The sequence below is a fragment of the Methylosinus sp. R-45379 genome (genome assembly GCF_001644125.1).
In the GTDB taxonomy this organism is placed as follows: Bacteria; Pseudomonadota; Alphaproteobacteria; order Rhizobiales; family Beijerinckiaceae; genus Methylosinus.
The window spans coordinates 18,266-37,124 of record NZ_LUUM01000291.1 but is presented as its reverse complement, the minus strand read 5'-3'; the positions used below and the strand labels follow the sequence as shown (position 1 = coordinate 37,124).

The 18,859-nt window shown below is 66.7% G+C and carries 18 protein-coding genes and 1 pseudogene; 17 read left to right on the top strand and 2 right to left on the bottom strand.

Annotated elements, in window-relative coordinates; genetic code table 11:
* From ccoG to A1351_RS20600, 6 genes are all read left to right on the top strand, one after another.
* Complete coding sequence (gene ccoG / locus A1351_RS20625) at nt 1-1,449, top strand: cytochrome c oxidase accessory protein CcoG (protein WP_024878573.1); 1,449 nt, start codon at nt 1-3, stop codon at nt 1,447-1,449.
* Between the two features lie 10 nt (nt 1,450-1,459).
* On the top strand, nt 1,460-1,966 hold the full coding sequence (locus A1351_RS20620; protein ID WP_024878572.1) for a FixH family protein: 507 nt from the start codon (nt 1,460-1,462) through the stop codon (nt 1,964-1,966).
* Nucleotides 1,967-1,973: 7 nt separating this feature from the next.
* On the top strand, nt 1,974-4,217 hold the full coding sequence (locus A1351_RS20615) for a heavy metal translocating P-type ATPase (RefSeq protein ID WP_024878571.1): 2,244 nt from the start codon (nt 1,974-1,976) through the stop codon (nt 4,215-4,217).
* Entirely contained in the window at nt 4,214-4,372 is a 159-nt protein-coding gene (ccoS, locus tag A1351_RS20610; RefSeq protein ID WP_024878570.1) for a cbb3-type cytochrome oxidase assembly protein CcoS, read from the top strand. Before A1351_RS20615 ends, ccoS begins: the two co-directional genes overlap by 4 nt.
* Nucleotides 4,369-5,511, top strand: coding sequence for a hypothetical protein (locus A1351_RS20605; protein ID WP_024878569.1), 1,143 nt, complete (start codon nt 4,369-4,371; stop codon nt 5,509-5,511). Before ccoS ends, A1351_RS20605 begins: the two co-directional genes overlap by 4 nt.
* 114 nt (nt 5,512-5,625) lie before the next feature.
* A complete protein-coding gene (locus A1351_RS20600) occupies nt 5,626-8,097 on the top strand; it encodes a TIGR02302 family protein (protein ID WP_024878568.1) in 2,472 nt (823 codons plus the stop codon).
* An 86-nt stretch (nt 8,098-8,183) separates the two neighbouring features.
* On the opposite strand, the gene A1351_RS20595 is transcribed toward A1351_RS20600, so the two are convergent.
* Nucleotides 8,184-8,774: a TetR/AcrR family transcriptional regulator gene (locus A1351_RS20595; protein WP_024878567.1), complete on the bottom strand. Its 591-nt coding sequence runs from the start codon at nt 8,772-8,774 to the stop codon at nt 8,184-8,186.
* A 185-nt stretch (nt 8,775-8,959) separates the two neighbouring features.
* Here A1351_RS20595 and A1351_RS24950 point away from each other — a divergent pair, with 185 nt between their 5' ends.
* The 5 genes and pseudogenes from A1351_RS24950 to A1351_RS20565 all read left to right on the top strand — a co-directional run bounded on the left by A1351_RS24950 (nt 8,960) and on the right by A1351_RS20565 (nt 11,553).
* Nucleotides 8,960-9,457 carry a hypothetical protein gene (locus A1351_RS24950; RefSeq protein ID WP_134187957.1) on the top strand — a complete coding sequence of 166 codons (498 nt, stop codon included), beginning with the start codon at nt 8,960-8,962 and terminating at the stop codon, nt 9,455-9,457.
* Nucleotides 9,458-9,593: 136 nt separating this feature from the next.
* Nucleotides 9,594-10,073 carry a cupin domain-containing protein gene (locus A1351_RS20580; RefSeq protein ID WP_024878564.1) on the top strand — a complete coding sequence of 160 codons (480 nt, stop codon included), beginning with the start codon at nt 9,594-9,596 and terminating at the stop codon, nt 10,071-10,073.
* A 146-nt stretch (nt 10,074-10,219) separates the two neighbouring features.
* A complete protein-coding gene (locus A1351_RS20575) occupies nt 10,220-10,411 on the top strand; it encodes a twin transmembrane helix small protein (RefSeq protein ID WP_018266862.1) in 192 nt (63 codons plus the stop codon).
* A 17-nt stretch (nt 10,412-10,428) separates the two neighbouring features.
* Complete coding sequence (locus tag A1351_RS20570; protein ID WP_024878562.1) at nt 10,429-11,007, top strand: cob(I)yrinic acid a,c-diamide adenosyltransferase; 579 nt, start codon at nt 10,429-10,431, stop codon at nt 11,005-11,007.
* A pseudogene (locus A1351_RS20565) lies at nt 10,913-11,553 on the top strand (GrpB family protein). The gene A1351_RS20570 and the pseudogene A1351_RS20565 overlap by 95 nt, the downstream one beginning before the upstream one ends.
* A 6-nt stretch (nt 11,554-11,559) precedes the next feature.
* On the opposite strand, the gene A1351_RS20560 reads toward A1351_RS20565, so the two are convergent.
* The gene (locus tag A1351_RS20560; protein ID WP_245267217.1) at nt 11,560-12,081 is read right to left on the bottom strand and encodes a thiol-disulfide isomerase; all 522 of its coding nucleotides are present in this window, start codon (nt 12,079-12,081) and stop codon (nt 11,560-11,562) included.
* Between the two features lie 171 nt (nt 12,082-12,252).
* Here A1351_RS20560 and A1351_RS20555 point away from each other — a divergent pair, with 171 nt between their 5' ends.
* The 6 genes from A1351_RS20555 (at nt 12,253) to A1351_RS20530 (ending at nt 18,774) form a co-directional block, all read left to right on the top strand.
* A complete protein-coding gene (locus A1351_RS20555; protein WP_024878560.1) occupies nt 12,253-13,656 on the top strand; it encodes a cation diffusion facilitator family transporter in 1,404 nt (467 codons plus the stop codon).
* Nucleotides 13,657-13,759: 103 nt separating this feature from the next.
* Entirely contained in the window at nt 13,760-14,425 is a 666-nt protein-coding gene (locus A1351_RS20550; RefSeq protein ID WP_024878559.1) for a hypothetical protein, read from the top strand.
* Nucleotides 14,426-14,470: 45 nt separating this feature from the next.
* A complete protein-coding gene (locus tag A1351_RS20545; RefSeq protein ID WP_051592628.1) occupies nt 14,471-15,454 on the top strand; it encodes a hypothetical protein in 984 nt (327 codons plus the stop codon).
* A gap of 9 nt (nt 15,455-15,463) precedes the next feature.
* The gene (locus tag A1351_RS20540; RefSeq protein ID WP_064033790.1) at nt 15,464-17,068 is read left to right on the top strand and encodes a hypothetical protein; all 1,605 of its coding nucleotides are present in this window, start codon (nt 15,464-15,466) and stop codon (nt 17,066-17,068) included.
* A 22-nt stretch (nt 17,069-17,090) separates the two neighbouring features.
* Complete coding sequence (locus A1351_RS20535) at nt 17,091-18,443, top strand: cytochrome P450 (protein ID WP_064033789.1); 1,353 nt, start codon at nt 17,091-17,093, stop codon at nt 18,441-18,443.
* A gap of 82 nt (nt 18,444-18,525) precedes the next feature.
* Nucleotides 18,526-18,774 (top strand): exodeoxyribonuclease VII small subunit, encoded by a 249-nt coding sequence (locus tag A1351_RS20530; RefSeq protein ID WP_018266871.1) that lies wholly within the window; start codon nt 18,526-18,528, stop codon nt 18,772-18,774.
* Nucleotides 18,775-18,859: the final 85 nt, after the last annotated feature.

Below are 18,859 nucleotides of genomic sequence, written 5' to 3'. Positions count from 1 at the left end.
ATGACGAGCGCCGATATGGGCAAGGCGAAGAGCGGCTCGCTCTATGCGCCACGCAAGACGATCTATCCGAAAGAGGTCGAAGGCGAGTTCCGCCGCATCAAATGGTGGCTGCTGGCATTCACTCTCTCGGTCTATTATCTGCTGCCTTTCGTGCGCTGGGATCGTGGCCCCGACGCCCCGTCGCAAGCGGTGCTCGTCGATTTTCTGCATCGACGCTTCTATTTCTTCTTCATCGAGATCTGGCCGCAGGAGGTCTATTATCTCACCGGCCTCTTGATCCTCGCCGCGCTCACCCTCTTTCTGATGAACGCGCTCGCCGGGCGCATATGGTGCGGCTATCTCTGCCCGCAGACTGTGTGGACCGATCTCTATCTTTCCGCCGAGCGTTGGATAGAGGGCGATGCGCGCGAGCGCGCCCGCAAGGACGCCGGCCCACGCACGGCGAAGATTTGGCGCGAGAAGATCGCCAAGCATGCGCTATGGCTTCTCATCGCCTGGTGGACGGGCGGCGCCTGGGTGCTCTATTTCGCCGACGCGCCGACGCTCGTCTATGCGCTCGCGACCTTCCAGCCGGGAATCTCGGAAGCCTATATTTGGATCGGCATACTCACCTTCACCACCTATATGCTCGCCGGCCATATGCGCGAGCAGGTGTGCCTCTATATGTGCCCCTGGCCGCGCATACAGGCCGCGCTCACCGACGAATATGCGCTGAATGTCACCTATCGCTATGATCGCGGCGAGCCGCGCATGTCGCTGAAGCAGGCGAGCGCGCTTCGCCTCGCCGGCGCGCCGGCCGGCGATTGCGTCGATTGCGGCCAATGCGTCGCCGTCTGCCCGACAGGCGTCGACATTCGCAAAGGCGCCTCGCTCGGCTGCGTGCAATGCGGCCTGTGCATAGACGCCTGCGACGCGGTGATGGCGAAGATCGGCCGCTCGGCGCGGCTCATCGCCTATGACACGCAGATGAATTGCGAGCGCCGTCGCAAGGGCGAGGCGCCCGTCTACAAGCCATTGCGCGCGCGCACCATCATCTACGCGGCGCTCATCGTGGCGATCGCCGGGCTCATGTCCGCAAAGCTGGCGACGCGCGAGGATGCGCGCCTCTCCGTGCTGCATGATCGCAATCCGCTCGCCGTCACGCTGGCCGACGGCAGCATTCGCAACGCCTATACGATTCGCTTCGCCAATATGAGCGCCGAGCCGCGTCGCTTTCTGCTGGAGACCAGCGGCGTCGAGGGCGCCGAGGTGGAGATCGTCGGCGTCGAGCCCGACGCCGAAGGCCGAATGATCGTCGGCGTCGGCGCCGATCAGACGCGCGAGACGCGCGTGCTCGTCACATGGCGCGGCGCGCGCAGAGCCAAGGGACAGACGCCGATCCTCTTCACCTCCAAAGAGCTGGAGAGCGACGCATCCGTCACTATGAGAGACGTATTCGTGACTCCATGAGGAAAAAGCCATGTCGCACACAAATCTGATGCGCGCGGCGCCGCAGCGTCGCCTCGGCGGTTGGCAGGTTCTTTCGCTGCTCGTTCTGTTTTTCGGCGTCATCGCCACGGTCGATGGCGTGATGATCTACGCCGCCATCTCCACCTTCCGCGGCGAGGAGGTGAGCCGCGCCTATGAGAGGGGCCTCGCCTATAATCTCGACATCGCCGGCGCCCGCGAGCAGAGCGCGCGCGACTGGAAAGTCGAGGCGACGATTTTGCGCCGCGGCGCCTGGGAGAATCTCGTCTCGGTTACGCTGCGCGACGAAAATGGCGGCCTGTCGGGGCTGAAGCTCATGGCGGAAATCCGCGCGCCGGTCGATGGCCGCAAGGATGTCGCCGTCGATCTCGCGGAGATCGCGCCGGGCCGCTATGAGGCGCCGATCGTCATCGAATCCGGCTTCCGCGATCTCGTGCTGGTCGCGACGCGCGACGGCCATGAAATGTTCCGCTCCAAGAGCCGCATTCGCATCGATTGAGCGCCCCATGACCATGGACGTCGATTTCTCCGCTCTCGCGACGCGCGACCGCAATGGCGCGCTACGCCTGGAGCTGGCGCTGGACGGCATGACCTGCGCCGCCTGCATTTTCGAGATCGAAGCGGCGCTGAAGGCCGTTCCCGATCTCGTCGCGGCGCGCGTGAATTACGCCGATCGCCGCCTCTCGCTGGAATGGACGGCGCCGACATTCGACTTCGCCGCCGTGTCGGAAAGGCTGCGACGCATGGGCTATCGCGCCCGGCCGTTCGAGCGCGAGAGCGGCGAGAGCGCGGAGCGCGAGATCGCGCGGCGCCTGCTGCGCTGTCTCGCCGTCGCCGGCTTCGCGACGGTGAATGTGATGATGCTGTCCGAGGCCGTCTGGCTCGGCGGCGATATGGACGAAGCGACGCGCGACTTCTTCCATGGCGTCTCCGCGCTGATCGCTCTGCCCGCCACGGCTTTCGCCGGCCAGCCCTTCTTTGCCAGCGCCTTCGCCGCGCTGCGCGCGCGGCGGCTCAACATAGACGTGCCGATCTCGCTCGGCGTGCTGCTGTCGCTCGCAATGTCGGTCTATGAGACGCTCACCCACGCGCCGCACGCCTATTTCGATTCGGCGACAATGCTGCTCGCCTTTTTGCTGCTGGCGCGTTATCTCGATTGCGCCATGCGCCGCAAGACGCGCGCCGTCGCCGCCAATCTCGCCGCTCTGCGCGCGCCCGCCGCTTGTCGCATCGCCGCCGATGGCGCGCAAAATTACGTTCCGCTCGCCGCGCTGGCGCCGGGCGATCGCGTGCTGACGCGGCCGGGCGAGCGCATTCCCGCCGATGGCGTCGTTCTTTCCGGCGAGGCGAGCCTCGATGAGAGCCTCGTCACCGGCGAGACGCGCCGCCGCAGCGTTTCTGCGGGCGATACGGTCTATGCCGGCGCGCTGAATTTCGACGGCGCGCTGACGATGCGCGTGCAGGCCGCGGCCGGCGATTCGCTCATCGACGAGATCGAACGCCTGGTGGAGAAGGCGACGGCGGCGCGCTCGCGCTATCTGCGCCTCGCCGATCGCGTCTCGCGCCTCTATGCGCCGCTGGTGCATCTCGCCGCGCTCGGCGCGCTGCTCGCCTGGCTCGCGGCCGGCGCCTCGCTGCATGATGCGCTGGTGACGGCCATCGCCGTGCTGATCGTCACCTGCCCTTGCGCGCTGGCGCTCGCCGCGCCCGCCGTGCAAGTCGCGGCGAGCGGCGCGCTGTTTCGCGCTGGCGTGCTGCTCAATTCCGACGATGCGCTGGAGCGTCTCGCCGAGATCGACACTGTCGTCTTCGACAAGACCGGCACGCTGACGACGCCGGAGCCGCGCATCGTCAATGCGCAGGAGATCGAGCCGACCTTGCTCGAGCTCGCCGCGCGGCTCGCTCATTCGAGCCGTCATCCGCTCGCTCGCGCAGTCGCATGCGAATATCCATATGCCGCGGCGATCGACGGCGCGCGCGAGGAGCAAGGCGCCGGCGTCGTGGCCATGGTCGACGGCGTCGAGGCGAGTCTCGGCGATGCCCGCTTTTGCGGAGTCGAGCGCGACTGCGCAGCGCGCGCGGCGCGTGGGGACGCGTCCGTCATCGCCTTCCGCCACGGCGAGCGCATCGCGGCGCTCGTCGTGCGGCAGCGCTTGCGTTACGACGCGCGCGAGACCATCGAAGCGCTCGTGGATCGCGGCTTGCGCGTCATCATTCTGTCTGGCGATCGCGTGGAGCCGGTGGAGGCTGCGGCGCGCACGCTCGGCGTCGCGGAGTGGCGCGGCGCGATGAAGCCCGCCGATAAGGTGGCGCGTCTCGAGGCGCTGCGCGCGCAGGGGCGCAAAGTGCTGATGATCGGCGATGGGATCAATGACGCGCCGGCGCTCGCCGCAGCGCATGTGTCGCTGTCGCCGATCGACGCGGCAGAGATCGCGCAGGCGGCGGCCGACGCCGTCTTCCTCGGCGAAGGCCTCGCGCCCATTGTGACGACGATCGACGCGGCGCGACGAGCGCGCGCGCTGATGCGCCAGAATCTCGCGCTCTCGCTTCTCTACAACATGATCGCCGCGCCGCTGGCCATGGCGGGATTGCTGACGCCGCTCATCGCCGCCATCGCAATGTCGAGCTCCTCGCTCATCGTCACGCTCAATGCGCTGCGCGCCGGCCGCCGTCGCTCCGACGAGCCGGGAGCCCTGGCGCGCAAGGACCACATGCATCACATAGCCGTAGAGAAGGAGTCGCCCGCATGAATGTCCTTCTCTTTCTCGTTCCGCTCGCTCTGCTGCTCGGCGCGCTCGGTCTCGCGGCTTTCGTCTGGTCGCTGAATGCGGGTCAATATGAGGATCTCGAAGGCGCCGCCGCACGTGCGCTCGCCGACGATGATGTGGAGGATGCGCGAGCATGAGCCTCCAATTCGATCCGCTGCTCGCGCGGCCGAGCGAGACGCTCTGCCTATGCCCACGCATGGGCGAGACCGACGATGCGCCATCGACGCTGCGGCTCGCGCTCGGCTTCGGGCTCGGCGTGCTGGCGCAGGCTTTGGCGCTCTCGCAACTGCCGCAAGCGGCGCTGCTCATCGCGCCGCGCGCGGAGGAGATCGGCTGGCCGCTGGCGCTGATGCTCATCGGCGCGGCGCTCGCCTCCTTTCCGGCGGCGCTGCTCGTCGACGGCTTCGGACGACGCGGCGCCTTCGCGCTCGGAGCGAGCCTCGGCGTCGGCGGCGGGCTGCTCGCCGCCTTCGGCATGACGCACGGACATTTCCCGGCGCTGTGCCTCGGCGCGCTGTGGCTCGGGCTGGCGCAGGGCTTCGGCCTCTTCTATCGCCATATAGCGGCCTCCGCTCAGGGCGGAGTAAGCGTGCTGGCGGGGGGCGCGCTCGCCGCGCTGATGGCGCCGCTCGTGGTTTTTTGCGCAGAGCTCGCGGGAGGCGGAGCGGCGACCTTGCTCTGTGCATCGCTGCTGCAGATTTTCGCGCTCGCTCTGGCGGTGCGCGCGCCGCATGGTTTCGCTGACGCGCCTTCCTCTCCTTCGTCCTTCGAGACGGTCTCTACGAGACCTCCTCAGGATGAAGGAGAGGAATACGCTACAGCTCACGATCGCGATTCGGTCAAAGTCCGATTTGCGCTGCTGACGCTCGCCGGCGCGGCGGCTTGGGCGATCATGGCGGCGGCCATGCTGCGCGGACCATTGTCGCTCGCCCTCTGCGGGGCGGCGCAGAGCTTCGTCGGCGCAGCGATGGCTTGGCATCTGCTCGCAATGTATGGCCCCGCCGCGCTGGCGGCGCGCTGGCCGACGTTCTTTCCCGCGCTGAAGACGCTTTGCGTCGGGCTCATCGCTCTGGCGGGAGCTTTCGCGCTGCTGCGCTTTTCCGCCTCGCCCGCGCTTCTGGCGGGGGGAATGGCGGCGATCGGCGCCGGCTGGTCGCTCGCCAATATCGGCGCGCTGCGGCTGTTGCACGAGAAAGGCCCTCCGCCGCCGGCTGCGCTGGCGCTGCATGACCTCTGCCTGCTCGGCGCGGCGGCTGCGGGCGCGCTGGCCCTTTGACCCGATTTCGCCGCATGCTTTTCGCAAATTGCTGAATTCGGCGTAGACTCCCCTCCGGGACGGGCCTGCGCGGCCGGCGCTCGCGCGCTAAATTGCCCGGCGAGGACGAGAATTATGAGCTTCTGGCGCAAGAAAGAGAGCGACCGCAGCGAGGCTTCGCCCACGCTGGAGGCTCTGGTGCGGCGCTCGCTGGCGGCGCTGGCGCTCGAGCGGCTGGCGCGCGTCGCCGCCGGGCTGGCCACGCTGCTTCTCATTTTCCTTGCGGTCTCCTTCGCCGGCCTCTGGCTCGAGATCGGCGCGAGCGCGCGGGCGCTCGGCGTCGGCGCTTTTGCGCTGGCGGCTCTGTGGATCGTCGGGCGCGGCCTCGTCGCCGGAACGCCGCGGCGGCGCGAAGCTCTGGCGCGTCTCGACGCCTCGCCCGGCGCGGAGCATCGGCCCGCCGCCTCGCTCGAGGACACGCTCGCCGGCGGCGCCGACGATCCGACGACGCGCACGCTCTGGGCGCTGCATCGCGGCCGGCTCGAGCGCAAGCTCGCGGCGATAGAGGTGACGCCGCCGGACCCCGGCCTGCCGCAGCGCGATCCTTTCGCTCTGCGCGCGGCCGCGCTGGTCGCCGCCGTGGCCGCGGCCTTTGTCGCCGGGCCGGATCGCGAGACGCGGCTTCTCTCCGCCTTCGATTGGGAGAGCGGCCCCGCTTCCGCGACGGGGGCGAGGGTCGACGCCTGGTTCGAGCCGCCGGCCTATACGGGCCGGCCGCCGATCGTGGTGCCGCAGCGCGCCGAAGGGCCTTGGGCGCAGATCTCGGCGCCCGTGAATTCGACGCTGGTGCTGCGCAGCCTCGGCGCGCGCGGCGCCGCGACGACGAGCGGCGGGCTCGCGCCGATCGAGGGCGGCAAGCAGAAGCAGGCGAGCGGCGAGGCCGAGGAACGCTTCAAGCTCGCCGGCGACGCCGCTCTGGCGCTGCGCGGCGCCGGGGAGTTCCGCATTCAGGCGATCCCGGATCGCGCGCCGACGATCGAGATCACGCAGCCGCCGCGCAATAATGCGCGCGGCACCATGACGCTCGGCTTTCGCACCGATGATGATTATGGCGTCATCGCCGGCGAGGCGGTCGCCGCTCTGCCCGCCTCGGCGCGGCCGAGCCGCTCGCTCTATCCGCCGCCGCGCCTCGCCCTGCCCGTGCCGCCGACCCGCGGCGGCCTCGGCGAGGCCAAGGCGACGCTCGACTTCTCCGACCACCCCTGGGCCGGCGCGCGCGTGGCGCTGACGCTGGTCGCCCATGACGAGGGCGGCAATGACGGCTTCTCCGCGCCGCTGGACGTCACTCTGCCGGAGCGCCGTTTCGCCAAGCCGCTGGCCCGCGCGCTCGCCGAGCAGCGCCGCAATCTGGCGCTCGACCCCGACCATTCCGCCCGCGTGCTGACGGCGGTGGACGCTCTGTCGCTGGGCTCGGCGCTGTTCGAGACCCCCTCCTCGATCTTCCTGGGGCTGAGCGCCGCCAAGGCGCGGCTGCAAGCGGCGCGCGACGACGCCGATCTGCGCGAGGTCGCCGATCTGCTCTGGGCCATGGCGCTCTCGCTCGAGGAAGGCGACGTCGCGCAGGCCGAGCACGATCTGCGCGCGGCGCAAAAGGAGCTGCGCGAGGCTTTGGAGCGCGGCGCGAGCGAGGAGGAGATCGCAAAGCTGACGCAGGATCTGCGCGCGGCGATGGAAAAATTCCTGAACGGCCTCGGCCAGAAGAACGGCAAGAACGCCGAGCGCTCCGCGCCGCAGCAGGGCGATCAGCGCGTGCTGACGCCGGACGATCTCAATTCCATGCTGAGCGAGATCGAGAAGGCCGAGCGCTCCGGCGATCTCGCCGAGGCGCAGCGCCTGCTCGACGATCTGCAGGATGTGCTGGAAAATCTTCGCCCCGCGCAGGCCGGCCGCTCCGACCCTCGCGCGCGGGAAATGTCGCGCGCGCTGGACGAGCTCGACAAGCTGACGCGCGAGGAGCAGCAATTGCGCGACGAGACCAATCGCGGCCAGCAATCGGGCGGCCAGCAGTCCGGCGGCGAGCCGCGACGCGGCGGCAAGGGCCAATCCTCTTCCTCCGACGATGCGCGCGGACGGCAGAAGGCGTTGCGCGACCGCTTGGAGCATGAGCAGGACCGGCTGCGCCGCGCCGGCGAGGCCTCGCCCGATCTCTCCGACGCCGACAAGGCGATGAAGGAGGCCGAGAAGGCGCTCGGCCCCGGCGGCGAGGGAACCGGCCGCGCCGTGGACGCCCAGGGCCGCGCGCTGCAGGCGCTGCGCCGCGGGGCCGACCAGCTCGCCTCCCGCATGCAGGGCGAGGGGGAAGAAGGCGAGGGCCAGAACGGCCGCACGGGCCGCCGCGCCGGAATGCGCCCCGGCGAGGGCGCCGATCCGCTCGGCCGCCCGACCGGCCGCCAACGCGGCCAGGAGGCCGGCGCCCATTACGATCCGCTCGGCCTGCCGCCGGCCGTGCGCGCCCGCCGCGTGCAGGAGGAACTGCGCCGCCGTCTCGGCCAGCCGGAGCGCCCGGCCGAGGAGCTGGATTATTTCGAGAGGTTGTTGCGGCGGTGAGGGGGGTGCGCTGTGGTGGGCCGTCACGCCGCTGACGCACACGACGAGTCGTACACGATCCAGTCGAACTGAGCGCGAACGCCCGTTCAGTCGTCCTCCCCCGCACGGAGCGAGGCGGCGGCGTCAACGGCGCCTCTGCGTATCGACTTGGCGATTTGCTCCGCCAGCCGATTGCTCTTCATAGAACGCACCAGCGTCAATCCGCCGATCAAAATGCCGAGCATCGACCAGGCGCGAGAGAGTCGCTGCTCCTCGTCTCCGCCCGGCAAGCCGTCGGCGACGAGGCCTGCGATCTTTTTCATTTTCGTTTCGAAAAGGGCTTTGACGTCCGGTCCCGATCGCGCGACCTCGGGCGAAAGGGTCGTCATCGCGCAGCCGCATGCGAGATCGTCACGATGGGCCTTGCCGAGATAATAATCGGCGAAGGCTCGCACCCAGTCGGCGCCGTGCTCGCTCTGATACTGCGGAATGGCTCCGATCACCTCGTCGAGTCCCTGTTCCAGCGCATCGCGAAATGCGCCGTCCTTCGAGCCGAAATGGGCGTAAAAGGCTCCCGACGTGACGCCCGCCGCCTTGGCGATGGCGTCGACGCCGACCCCCGCGTACCCATGGCTGCGGAAGCTCCGACTCGCCGCATCGCGCATGCGCTCGCGGGTCTGCTCCTTCTTCGTAGACATCCGCCCTCGATGGCTTTTTATCACGATCGCTATATTTCTCGTTGACAAGATAGCGATCGTTATCCTATGTCTGATATACCGATCGTTATATTTATAGAGCAGCCGGGGCGCAATGCCCCGACCGCCGATCGCCATTTGCGGAATGGCCACGGCGTTCCAGCCGCACCAATCAGGAGAAAAATCTCATGCTCGAGAAAATCCGATTCCGATCGGCCGTCGCGGCTGTGATCGCGCTGACCGCCGCGTCAGGAGCCCAGGCAGGAAAAGCCCAGGCAGGAAACCAAGCCTGCATGACGATCGGCGGCGTAGCGATACCGAATTTTTTTGCAGAAGGAGACAATTCGATGATCATTTCCGCCGCGCTGACCGGGAGCGTGAACACGGCGGCTGGAAAGATCATCGCGCAACGACAAACCCCGACCGGTCTCGAAATGGATATGGAGCATTATTTCGGTCGAGACGACGGCGGCGCCTTTCAGACCAAGGATCTGGCAGTTCTTACCGCCGTGCCGGGAAAACCCGGTCGGTTCATGATCGAGATTTCCTACCACATTCAGGAAAATGTGACCCGTGGGACGTTGAAGGGCTACAAAGGGCAGTTCAACAGTTACGGGCTCGTCGACTTGCGTGATCCAGAAAATTTGGTCGGCCTCGTCCGCTATGCCGGCGAGATCTGCAAATAGGGCGTTTCAAAAAAAGCGCCGCCGGGCGACGCTTTGCGGCCCGGCGGGTTCTGTTGCAGCGAACTGATCGACTCCATGCGCTCCACGCGCGCAAAAAGTCGAATGTCCCCGTTCGCATCAGAGGTGAGAAGTCGAAATGAGGCTTTCGCACGCATCCGAGATCGCGATCACGAAAATCGAGGCGGACATCAAGAGACGCTTGTTCCTAGGAGGGATGCTGGGCGCCGCCTTTGCGTTTTCCACCAAGCCGCTGAGCGCGCAAATGAAAACGCTCAGCGATACGATCGTCTCTTCGGACGGGATCAGCCGCACGACTCTCGAACGCTATGAAAACAGCGCGGGGGAAGAGTTTCGCTTGGTCCTCACCAGCTATCCTGCGGGCGTGGGATTACCCGCTCACCACCATCCCTCGGTCGCCCACAACTACATACTGGAGGGCGTAGCGGAATCGCAGTACGCGGGCGAGGAGCCGAGGAGGTTTGCGGCAGGGGAGAGCTATCAGGACAAGGCCGAGGTTCCGCACATGATTTTCCGAAATCCAGACGCCTCTTCACCACTGAAATATCTGATCGCCTACACGGTCAAAAAGGGCCAGCCCTTTCTCATCATTCCGTGACATGCGAGATCGAAGCGGGAACGGACCGACACCGAGCCGAAATCCCCCGGCGCGCCCCGCCTCGCGCTCCCCGCTTGCCCATCGCCCCCCGCTCCATTAGTCATTGAACCGTAACAGAGCGAGCGCCTCTGGGAGGAGCGGCCCCCATGATGTCCAGCTGGTCCAACATCGCCGTCATGGGCGCGGTCGCCGTCGTCGCCATTGTCGTGCTGCTCGGCCTCGGCAATGTGCTGCGCGGCGGCGACGGCAATCTCTCGCAAAAGCTCATGCGCTGGCGCGTGGGCTTGCAATTTTGCGCTCTGCTGCTGATCCTGGCGATCCTCGCCTTTCGTCACTAGAGCAAGAGCCGCCTAACATGGTCCGCCTCGACAAGATCTACACGCGCGGCGGGGACGCCGGCGCCACTTCCCTGGTCGGCGGCGAGCGTCGCCGCAAGGACGATCTGCGCGTCGAAGCCTATGGCGCGGTGGACGAGACCAATGCGGCCATCGGCCTCGCGCGGCTCGCCACGGGCGAGGACGCCGCGCTCGACGCCATGCTGGAGCGCATACAGAGCGATCTCTTCGACCTCGGCGCGGAGCTGGCGACGCCGCTGAAGCCGGGTGAGGCGGCGTCGGAGAACAGCCTCGCGATCGTGCAATCGCAGGTCGATCGGCTGGAGCGCGAGATCGACGAGCTGAACGCGACCCTCGCGCCGCTCAAATCCTTCGTGCTGCCGGGCGGAACGGCGGCGGCCGCGCATCTCCATCTCGCCCGCACGGTGAGCCGCCGCGCCGAGCGCATAATGGTGGCGCTCGCCAACGCCCCGGAGGAGGCCGTCGGCGCCACGGCGCTGCGCTATGTCAATCGCCTCTCGGATTTCCTCTTCGTCGCCGCGCGCTATGCGAACAAGGACAGGGGCGACGTGCTGTGGACGCCGGGCGCGACGCGCTGAGACGACCGCCATGCCCGCGCCGCTCCCAGTCGTTCTCAGCGCTTATGATCCGCGCTGGCCTCAGCTCGCCGCCGCGCATGCGGAGCGGCTGAAGACTCTCGGCCCGCTGGTCGAGGCCATTCATCATATCGGCTCGACCTCCGTGCCGGGCCTCACAGCCAAGTGGTGAGCGATCTCGCCGAGCTCGATGCGCGGCGGAGCGAGGTGGAGGCGCTCGGCTATGAATGGCACGGCGACTACGGAATAGAAGGTCGGCGCTTCTGCACCTGCTCGGACGCCGCCGGTGGGCGCCTCGCCAATGTGCATTTCTTCGCGGCGAATTCGCCGGGAGTGGCGCGCCACCTCGCCTTTCGCGATTATTTGCGCGCGCATCCAGAGGCGGCGCGCGCCTATGAGCGGGAGAAGCGCCGCGCCCGCGCGCTGCACCCGGACAATTCGCACGATTATACCGATGAGAAGGCCGCCTTTGTGAAGGCGATGGAAAGCGAAGCGCTCGCATGGCGCGAGAGGAATCGGCGCGAACGGACCGAGCCGCTCGCGGAGTGAGGCGCCTCAGCGCTTGCCGTCGATCCAGCTCGCGAGCTTCAGATCGGTCAGCGCGCCGATCTCCGTCACCAGCGCGCCACTGGGGGCGACGAAGGCGGTGAAGGGCAGCTCGCCCTCCCAATGGCGATCGGCCTCGAAATAGAGCCGCTCGACAAAACGATCGGCGAAAGCGAAATTGACGGCCTGCTTCAGCCCCGCCTTCTCCATGCGGGCCAAGGCGCGGCGCCGGTCGCTCTCGGGATCGGCGTTGACGAAGACGAAATCGACACCCGGCGTCTCGCGGGCGAGCTTGCCCCATTCGGCGAGCTCCGAAACGCAGATGACGCAGGTCACAGACCAGAAATGCACGATGAGCGGACGGCCGACGTGAGCCTTGCGGATGGCCTCGAAAGAGCCGCGCGCGTAAGGCGCGACCTCCTGGGCGCGCGTCTCCTGCGCCTGCGCGGCCTGCGGCCATGCGAATTGCGCCAGGGCGCAGGCGGCGACGCCGGCCGCGGCCAATAGCGCATTTCTCATCGTCGGCCGCATCTTCCACGTCTCCTTCTCGCGCCCCTCCTTATTACCCTTAGCGGAAATCCGGCGTGGAGGCGAGCGGCGCCCGGCGGGCGGAAAAGAGGCCGGAAGATTTGCGCCTGTCGCATTGTGTTGTTAAGGCTGGGACCCGCGGCGCGGGGGCGCGCCGACCAACCGATCCCGCCCATGTCCGACACAGCCGACATCTCGACCGACGCGGCCGCGCGCAAAGCCTCGGCCGCCAAAGCCTCCATCGCCGCCAGCGCCGTGCTGACGGTCGCCAAGCTCGCGGCCGGCCTCGCCTCCGGCTCGCTGGCGCTGATCTCGGAGGCCGGTCATTCGGCCGCCGACGTCGCCGCCACAGTGCTGACCTATGTCGCCGTGCGCCAGGCCGAGAAGCCGGCGGACGAGAAGCATCATTATGGCCATGGCAAGGTCGAATCGCTCGCCGCGCTGATCGAGACCGGGCTGCTCTTCGGCCTCGCGCTGGTCGTCGCCGGCCAGGCCGCGCAGCGGCTCGGCGACACGGATGTCGAAATCGACGCCGGCTGGCCCGTCTTCGCCGTGCTGTTTCTCTCCATCGTCGTGGATTTCGCGCGCGCGCGGCGGCTCGGCGCCGTCGCCGAGGAGACGCAGAGCGACGCGCTGGCCGCCGATGCGCTGCATTTCACCAGCGATCTCGTCTCCTCGGCGCTGGTCATCGTCGGCCTCGCGGCCACGCGCGCCGGCTTTGCGCAGGGCGACGCGCTCGCGGCTTTCGGCGTCGCGGTCTTCATCGCCATCGCCGGCTATAGGCTCGGCCGCCGCACTGTGGCGACGCTGCTCGACGCCGCGCCGCAGGAGCTGGTGCCGCAGATACAAGATATTCTGCGCGCCACTCCCGGCGTCATAGCGGTGGAGAGCCTGCGCCTGCGCACAGCCGGCCCCATGGTGATGGGCGAGGCCGTCATCGGCGTCGCGCGGACGCTGCCGCTGGAGCGCGCCGCGCGCATAAAGGAAGACGCCAACGCCGCCATCATCCATGCGGTCCCCGGCGCGCAGATCACCCTCGCCACGCGCCCCATCGCGCTCGACGACGAGACCGTGCTCGAGCGCATTCTGCTGGTCGCCGCCCGGCGCCGCATACAGGTGCATCATATCATCGCGCAGACGGTGGGCGAGCGCCTCTCGATCACGCTGGATCTCGAGCTCGACGGCGGCATGTCGCATGGGCGCGCGCATCAGATCGCCTCGGACCTCGAGCAGGCGATCCGCGAGGAGTTCGGCGAGGCGATCGAGATCGACACGCATATAGAGCCTTCCGAGCCGCATCTGCTCGCCGGCCAGGACGCCGAGCCGCAGACGCGCCGCGCCATCGCCGATGCGCTCGCGCGTCACGCCGCGCGGGGCGGAAAAGTGGTGAATGTCCACGACGTTCGCGCGCGCGAGACGGCCGAAGGGCTCGTCGTCAATTACCACTGCTGCGTCGATCCGCAGCTCTCGGTCGACGCCACGCACGCCGCCGTCGACGAGGTGGAGCGGGCGATGCGCGGCGAATTTCCGAACATCCTTCGAATTGCGGGACATGCGGAAATAAACGACCATTCTTGAGCGCGTCGGAGCGCTCCGCGCCCAGCGTCCATATTGTCTTTTGAACGGAATGCAGCTATCCGTAGCCGGGAATAATGGAATAGTTTTTTCGAGGCCCGCGATCATGTCGAACGTCACCGGCAAAGCCTATGGAATGAACGTCATTACACCGATGAAACCCTGGCGGACATGGTTCAATCGCTTCAGCTTCATGATCTCGCGGTCGATCCCTTCCTCCCTAGGCGGCCTTCTCGGACTCCGCTTCATCCATTTCGCGCGCTGGGCCATCATCAAGCGCGACCAATGGCCCGATCTCGGCCAGGGCAAGCAGCAGATCTCCAATGACTATCTGCTGTTCTGCAGCAATTTCAACGGCACCTGGGACCAATATATCGACGCCTTCGCCGACGGCCTGCCCAACGGCCTCGATCTGCTCTGGTTCACGAGCACGAAATATCCGCATTCCGTGCCGATCACGCCGTTCAAGAATTACATTCGCGCCAATCAGATCGACACGAATTACTATTACAATTCCGTTCCCGGCGCCGCGCAGCGCGATGTGACGGCCGCCCTGCGCGTGCGCGAGGCGTTGCTGAAGCTCGAGGCGAATCTGCAGGGCTCGACGCCGGAGCAGTTCCGCGCGCTCTTCGTCCGCTATCTCAGCACGGTGCAGAACGACCTCGGCTATGAAGGTCGCGCGCCGGTCGCCAGCAATGATACGGAAAACGCCGAGATCAATCGCGAGGACTATCTGCACTTCGCCGGCGAGCTGGCGACGAGCGCCCGCTGACGCATCCGTCCGCAAGACAGAATTCACGTTTTCAAAGAGGCCGTCATGCCGACCTTCGATAGCGGAGCCTATTTCCTCACGACGCTCATTCCCGTCAGCACGACGACGATCGTCGAGGATGGCGTCCCGACCTCGCCCGTGCATGCGCTGCGCAAGCATTTGTCGCTGATGCCGCGCGGCGAGAGGAGCCCTTTCGCGACCAACACGACCAATCATTTCGCGCGTCTCGTCGTCATCGACGACGTCGCCTATAATGGTCGCGAGCAGCCCAACACGCTACTGGTCGCGGCCAGCCCCGAGCTGCCCATCGACCAGAAATACAAGGACATGCTCAATCCGGTGGTCTCGCAGCCGCAGGATCACCTCTCTTGTCCCTTCCTCTTCTTCTCCGCCGATTTCGACTCCAAGACCGGCTCGGACGCCGAGCGCGACGCCTATCTTCGCGATCTGTGGACGCAATCGGAAGCCGAGCTGCGAAAAGTCTTCAAATATTGCCTCGGCTTCGAGGCGCGCGTGCGCGATGCGGCGAGCTTCGCCAAATATGTCGCCGACTGCCAGATCGAGACGACCATGCCCTTCCATGATTATTGGGCGCATGGCGTGCCGGCGGACAAGCTGCCGAACGTGTCGCTGAAGACGGTGGGCCTCGGGGGTCTGGCGATTTTCGCGGTCGCCGCGGCGCTGGTCTATTTCTGGCTGCTGCCGCATTTCCTGCACGGCTTCATCGGCGCGCTGCTGGCGATCGGCGCCGGCGTCGGCGCCGCGGGCCTGGCGATCTATCTCTACATTCTCGACTTCGGCAAGAAGCCCTTTCCCGCAGCGCCCGACTCCACTTTGCCGGATGTGCTGAAGGCGCTCTATCTGCGTCGCGAGTTCACGCGCTTCGCCATCGATCAGCAATTCGACGCCGCCGGCTCGGATCCGGCTTCGGCGCAGCGCCTCTATGACGCTTTCAAAGCTTTCATCGACGCCAACAAGCCGGGCGATGTCGAAGGACCGACGCAAAAGCCGGGCGCAATCGGAATCTAGGGGCGGAAAATGTCAGTCGTTCTCGACCTCGCGGATATTCAGGGCAATATTCTCGAAGCCTATCCCAAGCAGGGCTATTTCAAAGGCCGCACAATTCTGCTGAACATCGGCGGCGACTCGAAGACGAGCCGCGCCGCCAATGGCCGTCATTTCGTGACCAGGCTGCTGCCGCGCGTCACCACGGCGCTGGCCGGCGCGAGCGCCAGCGATGCGGTTCGGCCGCCGGCGATCGCCGTCAATATCGCCTTCACCTTCTATGGGCTGCTCATGCTCGGCGTGCCGACGCGCACGCTGCGCGGCCTGCCCGACGAGTTCATCGACGGCATGGCCGCCCGCGCGCGCATGCTGGGCGATGATTTCAGCGGCGACCACTGGCAAGACGGATGGGACACCGTCTGGCAGAACAAGGGCAAGCCGCCGGAGGCCGCGGTCCATATTCTCATCGTGCTCAATCAGCATTATACGGCGAGCGCCGCCGATCTCGACGCGACGACGGAGGCGATCGTCGCCCTCGCCGCAGAGAATGGCGTGAGCGTGCTCGCCGGCCATAATCCGCCCGGCAAGGAGCAGACGCTCTATCAGGATATTACGGCGCTCTTCGACACGAATGGCAAGCCGACGCCCAAGGAGCATTTCGGCTTCTCCGACGGCATCAGCGATCCTGTGTTCGAGGGGCAATATCCCGCCGACAGGCTGCAGAACGCCGCGATCGGCCAGGGCGCCGTCGATGGCAATGGCGTGTGGCGCGCGCTGGCGGCGGGCGAGTTCTTGCTCGGCTATCCAGACGAGGCGCAGGAGATTCCGGGCTCCGCCATGCCGCTCGCCTTCAGCCGCAACGGCACGTTCATGGCCTATCGCAAGCTGCATGAGAATGTCGGCGCCTGGCGCAAGTTCATCGGCGAGCAGGCGGAGAAATTCGCCGCCTTCCGCGGCATTCCGGTGGATGTAGCGCGCGAGACTCTGCTCGCCAAAATGGCCGGCCGCTGGTCGGACGGCGTGCCGCTGATGAAGGCGAAAGACTACGCCGAATGGCAGGCCTTCAACGAGAAATTTCCGGTCGACTCGCCGGAGCGCGAGCGCGAGCTCGTGGACTTCACCTATCGCAAGGATATCGACGGCGAGCAATGTCCGATGACATCGCATACGCGCCGCGTGAACACGCGCGACGCGCTCGACCCTTGGGTGCAGACGGATCCGAAGCAGGCGTCGGGCTCTGTGCTCAATAATCGCCGCCGCATCCTTCGCCGCGGCCTGCCCTATGGCTCCTCCGGCCCGGAGGCGACGGATGATGGCGATCACGGCATTGTGATGCTGGTCGTCTGCTCGAGCCTCGCCCGCCAGTTCGAATTCGTGCAGCAGCAATGGATTCATTATGGCCTCGACGCCAATGCGGGCAATGACACCTGCCCCATCGTCGGCAATCATTCGCAGGGCGACGCCCGCAACGGCCCCAAGGCGAAATTCGTGGTGCCGTCGGAGCAGGACTCGGGCAAGCCGCCTTATATCGCCGAAGGTCTGCCGCAATTCGTGGAGACGCGCGGCGGCGAATATTTCTTCGTGCCGAGCCTCACCGCTCTGCGCATGATCGGCATGGGCACGGTTGATCCGACCTGAGGACCCCAGCGGGAAAAAGACGATGACCTTGTTGAAGAACATCTTCGCCGCGCTGCGCGCCTTTGTGCTGACGCTCATCGACGCGGTCGTCGCCCTTTTCTCGCTGATCGCGGTGACGGCGCGCGCGCTCGTCACCGGCAAGGGAACGCTGAAGGAACGTTTGGTCGGCGCGCTCACACGGCCGAGCTCACTGATCGAAATATTCGCGGTCTTCCGCGCCGTGCTGCCCAATTTCGTAATCGGCAAGCAGCTGATCACCAGCTACGAGAACAATGGCACGGCCTTCGTCTTGCGCGCCACGGATGTGATCGAGGTGCTCGACCGCGAGGAGGATTTCGCCGTCGTCTACGAGCCGAAGATGCGCGCCATCACCGGCGGCCCTAATTTCTTCCTCGGCATGCAGAACACGGCGCAATATCAGCACGACACCTCGCTGATGAAGCTCGCCATGCGCCGCGACGATGTGGAGGCTCTGGTGACGCCGCTCGCCCGCGCGCGCGCCGAGGCCTATGCGAGCGCCTTTCCGACGCGCATCGACGTGCCGCAGGAGCTGACGCTGCGCGTTCCGGCCGCGATCGTCTCCGACTATTTCGGCGTCTCCGCCCAGGCCGAGACCGACGCCATCCAATGGGCGACGAGCTTGTTCTGGTGGCTGTTCGTCGATCTCAAAGGCGAGCCGGCGATCGAGACCAAGGCGCTGATGGCCGCCGACGAGCTGCGCAAGGCGATCGACGCCGCCATCGCCGCGCGCAAGGCCAGCGGCGAGACGAAGGACGATGTGCTCGGCCGCGCGCTGGAGCTGCAGAAAGGCGCGCCGGAATTCGACGATCTCGCCATTCGCAACAATCTCATCGGCCTCGTCATCGGCGCGATTCCGACCATCTCCAAAGCCTCGGTGCAGGCGCTCGACCAATTGCTCGATCGGCCGGAAGCGCTCGCCGGAGCCCATGCCGCGGCGGTGGCGGACGACGAGGCGCGGCTCGGCGCCTATCTCTTCGAGGCGCTGCGCTTCAACCCGGTCAATCCGGTCATCTACCGCCGCGCCAACCGCTCGACGGTGATCGCCGCCAACACCTTCCGCGCCCGTAAGATCCCGGAGGGGGCCATGGTGCTCGCCTCCAATCTCTCGGCCATGTTCGATCCGCTGCAGATCGACAAGCCGAACGAGTTCCGCGTCGATCGTCCCTGGGGCAATTACATCCTCTGGGGCTATGGCATGCACACTTGCTTCGGCGCCTATATCAACCGCGCCGTCATCCCGGCCATTCTGCGCCCCGTGCTGGCGCGCCCCAATCTGCGCCGCGCGGCCGGCGCGGCGGGCCAAATCGACGCCACGACGCCCTTCCCGCAGCATTTCGTGGTAGAGAGCGACTGACGGGCGGCTCGAGCGCGGCGCCCGTCGCCCTTCTCCGCGACGAGAGGGGAAATGAGCTCCGCCGCGCCGAAGGAAATCCCACGTGTCCGACGCCAACGCCGATATAGACGCCCTGCCCTTCGAGAAGGCGATACAGGAGCTCGAGGAGATCGTCGGCAAGCTCGAGAAGGCGAGCGTCTCGCTCGACGATTCGGTGAAGCTCTATGAGCGCGGCGAGGCGCTGAAGAAGCGCTGCGACACGCTGCTGCGCGAGGCCGAGGCCCGCATAGAGAAGATCACGCTCGGCGCCGATGGCGCGCCCAAGGGGACGGCGCCGCTCGACGTTGAATGAGCCCGCCGGCGCTTCGCTTCTTTTTAAACTACAGGGCCGTCATTGCGAGGAGCGCAGCGCCGAAGCAATCCAGGGGCCGCCCAAC